The organism is Aeromicrobium sp. PFPM2_SD2, assembly GCF_057364525.1.
Genome location: NZ_JBNFNZ010000259.1, coordinates 1 through 3,634 on the forward strand (window position 1 = coordinate 1; position 3,634 = coordinate 3,634).

At 72.7% G+C, this 3,634-nt stretch carries 4 protein-coding genes; 1 reads left to right on the top strand and 3 read right to left on the bottom strand.

What is annotated here, in order from left to right; genetic code table 11:
- Positions 1-90: 90 nt before the first annotated feature.
- Complete coding sequence (locus AC2W7G_RS11605; RefSeq protein WP_485868574.1) at positions 91-1,116, bottom strand: iron-siderophore ABC transporter substrate-binding protein; 1,026 nt, start codon at positions 1,114-1,116, stop codon at positions 91-93.
- Between the two features lie 28 nt (positions 1,117-1,144).
- Positions 1,145-1,954, bottom strand: a complete 810-nt coding sequence (locus tag AC2W7G_RS11610; protein ID WP_485868575.1) for an ABC transporter ATP-binding protein — start codon at positions 1,952-1,954, stop codon at positions 1,145-1,147.
- An 80-nt stretch (positions 1,955-2,034) separates the two neighbouring features.
- On the opposite strand from AC2W7G_RS11610, the gene AC2W7G_RS11615 reads away from it, so the two are divergent.
- A complete protein-coding gene (locus tag AC2W7G_RS11615; RefSeq protein WP_485868576.1) occupies positions 2,035-3,054 on the top strand; it encodes an LLM class flavin-dependent oxidoreductase in 1,020 nt (339 codons plus the stop codon).
- A 178-nt stretch (positions 3,055-3,232) separates the two neighbouring features.
- On the opposite strand, the gene AC2W7G_RS11620 is transcribed toward AC2W7G_RS11615, so the two are convergent.
- The coding region (locus tag AC2W7G_RS11620) for a LutC/YkgG family protein (protein ID WP_485868577.1) at positions 3,233-3,634 on the bottom strand (402 nt) is incomplete at its 5' end.

Here is a 3,634-nt window from a genome sequence, read left to right on the forward strand (position 1 = left end):
CGGCCGCCGAGACCGACGCCGCGGCAGCCCGCCCCGGCCTCCGGCGAGGGAGTCGGGCGGGCTGCCGTGTCGTGCACCTGGACCATCGGATCAGTCGGTCAGCAGGTCGACGTAGGCGTCGACGATGGCCTGGGCCGAGCGCGGGCCGCCGAACGTCCAGATGCCCGACGGGAAGGCGTAGGCGCGGTCCTCCTTCACGGCCGGCAGGGACGTCCAGATGTCGTTCTTCTGCAGCAGCGCGTTGATGTCGTCGGACTCGGGGTCGTCGGTGCCGGTGTAGAACAGGTTCGCGTCGCCGACGGCGGTCATGCCCTCGACGTCGGTCTGGCCCAGGCCGTAGGCCGGGTCGACCTCGCCGGTCCAGACGTTCTCCAGGCCGAGCGCCTCGCCGACCTCGCCCATGAGCGAGCCCTGGCCGAACGGGCGCAGGCTGACGTTGCCGCCCTGGACGTAGCCGTCGAAGTAGACGAACTTCTTGTCGGCCGCGTCGAGGTCGGCCAGCGCCTTCTTGCCCTCGGCCAGCGTGTCCTGGAACTCGCCCTTGACGACCTCGGCGCGCTCCTCGCGGCCGGTGGCCTGCGCGATGAGGTCGAAGGTCGCGTTCATCTGCTTGATCGGGTCGGCGCCGTCCGCGCCCTTGGTGGCCAGCACCGGGACGTCCTGCTTCTCCAGCTGCTTGATGATCTCGTCCTCGGCGGTGTACGCCTCGATGATGATCAGGTCGGGGTTGGCGCCGTAGAGCGCGTTGAGGTTCGGCTCGCCGCGCGTGCCGATCTCGGTGTACTCCGCCGGCAGCTTCTCGGCTTCGTCCCACAGCGTGAAGCCCTTGCCGTCGGAGACCGCGACCGGGTTGACGCACAGGCTCAGGACGTCCTCGGTCTGCTGCCACTCGAGCACGGCGACGCGCTCGGCGGGCTTGTCGAGCTCGACCTTGCGGCCGAAGGAGTCGGTCAGCGAGACCGGCTCGGTCGACGTCTTCGTGCTGTCGTCGGCGCAGGACTCCGAGCTGGACGCGGCCGGCGTGGCGTCGTCCGCGGTGTCGGTCGTGCCGCACGCGGCGAGGAGGGCGGGGAGCGTCACGGCCGCGACGGCGGCGCGCACGAGTCGGTTGTTCATCGGTTCCTTCGTGGTGGGACGGCGGCGCTCAGCGCTGCCGCAGGTGGTGACGGCTGCGCGGCTCGATGCGCAGGCGTCCCGTCTCGGGGGACGTGCTGACGTCGACGGGCAGCCCGTAGACGTCCGCGACGTGCTCGGCGGTGAGCACGTCGGCCGGCTCGCCGGCGGCGCGGACCCGTCCGCCGTGCAGCAGCACGACGTGGTCGGCGACCGAGGCGGCCTGGTTGAGGTCGTGCAGGACGACGCCGACGGCGGTGCCGCGGTCGGCGAGGTCGCGCACGAGGTCGAGGGTCTCGACCTGGTAGCGCAGGTCGAGGTGGTTGGTCGGCTCGTCGAGCAGGACGACGTCGGTGTCCTGGGCCAGGCACGTGGCCAGCCAGACGCGCTGCAGCTCGCCGCCGGACAGCTCGTGGGCGCCCTTGTCGGCCATCGGCGCGACGCCGGTGATGTCGAGGGCGTCGTCGATGGCGGTGCGGTCGGCGTCGGTGAGGCCGGCGAACCGCTTGCGGTGCGGGTGGCGGCCGAACGCGACGACCTCGCGCACCGACAGGCCGGACGGGTGCGGGCGCGACTGCGACAGGAGCGTCACCTGGCGGGCGAACTCGCGCGGCGTCATGGCCTGCGCGTCGAGCGGCTCCCCCGCCCGGTCGAGCCGGACGTCGCCGGACTCGGCGCGGTGCAGCCGGGCCAGCGAGCGCAGCACGGTGGACTTGCCGCTGCCGTTCGGGCCGACGAGCGCGGTGACCTGGCCGGGCTCGAGCCGGACGGACACGCCGTGGACGACGACGGAGCGCTGGTAGGCGAGGACGAGCGCGTCTCCGCTCAGGGCCGTGGTCACGAAAGGTGAGGCTACCCTAAGCGTCTGCCGTCGTGACAGGGGTCCGGAATCGTGGACGTCCGTCGTGCGTTGGAGCAGGCGTGACCAAGAACATCGGGTTCCTCTCGTTCGGCCACTGGACGCCGTCGCCGCAGTCGGCGACGCGCTCGGCCGCCGACGCCCTGCTGCAGTCCGTCGACCTGGCCGTGGCCGCCGAGGAGCTGGGCGCCGACGGCGCCTACTTCCGCGTGCACCACTTCGCGCGCCAGCTCGCCTCGCCGTTCCCGCTGCTGGCCGCGGCCGCCGCGCGGACGAGCCGCATCGAGCTCGGCACGGGCGTCATCGACATGCGGTACGAGAACCCGCTCTACATGGCCGAGGACGCCGGCGCGGCCGACCTCATCTCCGGCGGAAGGCTGCAGCTCGGCGTGAGCCGCGGATCACCGGAGCAGGTGATCGACGGCTACAAGTACTTCGGCTTCGAGCCGCCCGAGGGCATGAGCGACGCCGACATGGCCCGCGGCCACACGCAGGTGCTCATGGAGATCCTCAAGGGCGAGGGCTTCGCCGAGCCGAACCCGCGCCCGATGTTCCCGAACCCGCCGGGCAAGCTGCGCATCGAGCCGCACTCCCCCGGCCTGCGCGACCGCATCTGGTGGGGTGCCGGCTCCCGCGCGACCGCCGAGTGGGCGGCCGAGCAGGGCATGAACCTCATGAGCTCCACGCTGCTCACCGAGGACACCGGCGTGCCGTTCCACGAGCTGCAGGCCGAGCAGATCCAGCGCTTCCGCGACGCCTGGACGAAGGCCGGCCACGAGCGCACCCCGCGGGTGTCGGTCAGCCGCAGCATCTTCGCCCTCGTCGACGAGCGCGACCACGCGTACTTCGGCGGCTCGGGCGGCGACGACCAGGTCGGCTTCCTCGAGGGCGGCAAGGCCCGCTTCGGCAAGACGTACGCCGCCGAGCCGGACCAGCTGATCGAGCAGCTGCGCGAGGACACCGCCGTCGCCGAGGCCGACACGCTCCTGCTGACGGTGCCCAACCAGCTGGGCGTCGACTACAACGCCCACGTCATCGAGAGCATCCTCGAGCACGTCGCGCCCGCCCTCGGCTGGCGTTGACCACCTCGCGACGACCAGGGGCCCGCACCGACGACGGTGCGGGCCCCTCGTGCGTCCACCCCCGGCGAGCGGTGAGCCGGCAACCGTACGAGGCCCTCGTTCGGTTGCAGGCTCACCGCCGCCCGGTCGAAGGGTTGCTGGCTCACCGCTCAGCGCGGCGGGCAGGAAACGACGCGCCTCAGTCGACGACGACGACGTGCAGGGTGCGGGGGCCGTGGACGCCCTCGACCCGGCTCAGCTCGATGTCGCTGGTCGCGGACGGGCCGCTGATCCAGGTCTGCGGACGCGCCGGGTCGAGCAGCGCGATCGCGTCGGGGACGTCGACGACGACCTGGCCGGCGCGGACGACGCAGACGTGCCAGTCGGGCACCAGGGTGATCGCGCGACGGCCCTGGCCGGGACCGTGGTCGAGCACGATCGTGCCGGTCTCGGCGATGCCGACGCGGGCCTCGGTGACGACCGCGACCGTGGAGTCCAGCTGGTACGGGCCCAGGCTGCCGTCGTCGACCGTGGCACCGGGCACGTCGAACGAGAGCCCGGCCGGCACGACCACGCGGCCCTCGGCCTGCGGCAGCGCGGC